This window comes from Lactobacillus helveticus DSM 20075 = CGMCC 1.1877, assembly GCF_000160855.1.
In the GTDB taxonomy this organism is placed as follows: Bacteria; Bacillota; Bacilli; order Lactobacillales; family Lactobacillaceae; genus Lactobacillus; species Lactobacillus helveticus.
In genome coordinates this window covers 159773-161883 of record NZ_GG700752.1, presented here as the reverse complement: position 1 = coordinate 161883, position 2111 = coordinate 159773, and the positions used below count along the sequence as shown (strand labels likewise).

3 protein-coding genes and 1 pseudogene are annotated in these 2111 nt (G+C 30.7%); all 4 read right to left on the bottom strand.

Going from position 1 to position 2111, the window contains the following annotated elements; genetic code table 11:
* Positions 1–96: 96 nt before the first annotated feature.
* Positions 97–813, bottom strand: coding sequence for an ATP-binding cassette domain-containing protein (locus HMPREF0518_RS00725; RefSeq protein WP_003625063.1), 717 nt, complete (start codon positions 811–813; stop codon positions 97–99).
* Positions 810–1541, bottom strand: coding sequence for a hypothetical protein (locus HMPREF0518_RS00720; protein WP_003625061.1), 732 nt, complete (start codon positions 1539–1541; stop codon positions 810–812). The genes HMPREF0518_RS00725 and HMPREF0518_RS00720 overlap by 4 nt, the downstream gene beginning before the upstream one ends.
* 54 nt (positions 1542–1595) lie before the next feature.
* Entirely contained in the window at positions 1596–1868 is a 273-nt protein-coding gene (locus tag HMPREF0518_RS00715; protein WP_020828930.1) for a hypothetical protein, read from the bottom strand.
* Between the two features lie 84 nt (positions 1869–1952).
* Positions 1953–2111, bottom strand: a pseudogene (locus HMPREF0518_RS09545) (IS256 family transposase); the annotation flags it as partial.

Below are 2111 nucleotides of genomic sequence, written 5' to 3'. Positions count from 1 at the left end.
TTTTTAATAATATTAATACGCTCTGTTGTTTGTAGCACCCATGATTGATTATCCAATTCATATATAGCGAACTGAGCAACTCTGTATGTAATATTCTTATTCATATCCTTTATTTTCCTTTCTCATTTCTTGAGTTAAATTAAGAAATGCTTCTTCAGGCGTTGCACCATATTTTTTAGTCAACTGGGCATAGCTACCAGAAAAAATAAATCTGTGGGTCGATAAATACTTTAAAGTACAATTAATATTTTTAAATGGTAAAATTTCATGTGAAGTAATAAGAACTGGTACTTTTCGTCCAAGTTCTTCCAATAACTTAATAATTTTAATTCGATTTTCTGGATCAACTCCAGAAAGTGGCTCGTCAAATAAATATAGTGATTTAGGCACCATTGCAGATGCATATGTAAACACTAGTTTTGCTTCACCTCCAGATAAATCCCCCAGAGATTGGTTTAACAATGGATTAATATTTTCATCGAAAAAATTTTTTATTTTTATAATTTTATATTTTTCGAAGCTAGTAGTTTTTCCAAAACTTTTGTACATATCTATCATTTGTTTAACCGTAACATCCGAATAGAAGGGAGTAGATTGGAACATATACATGATTTCTTTAGTAGAGGGAATTCCATATAAAGAGCCTGAATCTATTTTTTTTAATCCACTAATAACATCTAATAATGTGCTTTTTCCAACACCATTTTTTCCCATTAAAACAACTAAATTATTACAAGAAATTTTTCCTGAAAAATTCTCAAAAACATTATTTTTAGAATAACCGGTCGTTATATTTTTTAATTCAATCGTCAATTCTTAATCCCCCTATTTTGTAGATCAAAAAACTGAAACCCAATAAATCCAACTAAACCAAATATTATACAATCGAATATTACATTAAAAAGAACTACAATATTAGGTCGTAATAACTCATGTAAAACGGAACTTACGAACATATAAGGATTAATTTCAGCTATAATTTTTAGAAAGTTGGGGATAGGAACATTAAATAAAAATAAAAGCCCTAATAATAATGCAGTTGCTAAAATAGACATATCTGATGCCCTTATTCTAAGCAAAAATAGAATATTGAATTCTAATGCAATAAAAGGGAATGAAATTAAAGTCATCAAAACAAAAGTGGCTAACAGTGAAAGAGAAAAGAACCTATATAATATCATTAATGATATTATAAAAATTATGTTCTCTAATAAAACTATAGCTAATTGAACAAATAAATTTGCTAAATAGATAGCCCACCTACTACCACTAGCATAGTAATATGCTTTTATATACCCACTATTTCTAGTTGAAATAATAGACATAGTTACACCATTTAAGGCTGTTGCTACAATAATATATGCAATCATTGGCAAACATACTTGTATAAAATCGTTGTTGTTAGTAATTGTACCCGTTCCAGAATTGAGCAATTGATAAATTGCTGGAAATAAAAGTGTAAAAAGCAAGCTGATCTTATTATCAACAGCTAACTCAGCATAAAATCTTACAAAAGCTTTGGTTTTTAATATAAAACCCATAGTATTTATTAAAATAGTTGTCAGCCTTACAAGGCTGACAACTATTTTCCTCCTCTATTTACGTTCTCTTTTTCTTAACCCAGCTGCACCAGTAGATACTGAGACACAGCAAGCAACGACTACATGAAAACCACCGCCGCCACCATGAGAACCACCATGACCACCATGATGGTGCACCATCTCAATTCCAAATAAGTTTTCACCATCATCCGCTGTTCTGTAAGAAAAACGGGTTTTGTTACTTCTAGCACCACCTAATTGAGAATATTCTCTCTTAGGAACGTTAAAAGAATCTTTGTAACTATTTAAATTGATAGAATCATCCATGATTTTGTCTCCTTCCATATGTCGAAACTGTCAAATCTTTTGTGTAAATAGATCTTTCTCATAGATTGATTTTTTATTATTTATTTAATCAAAGTAAGATTCTAAGGTGTCCTGAACCTGACCAAAGCCTTTGTGAATTCGGTTGAAGTAGCGGTCATTGTAACTCATTACTTGGATGCCAATGAAAGTATCAAGCGACTGTTCAGTTGGAAACTCTGCTTTAGGCTTAGCTTTACGCTTGAT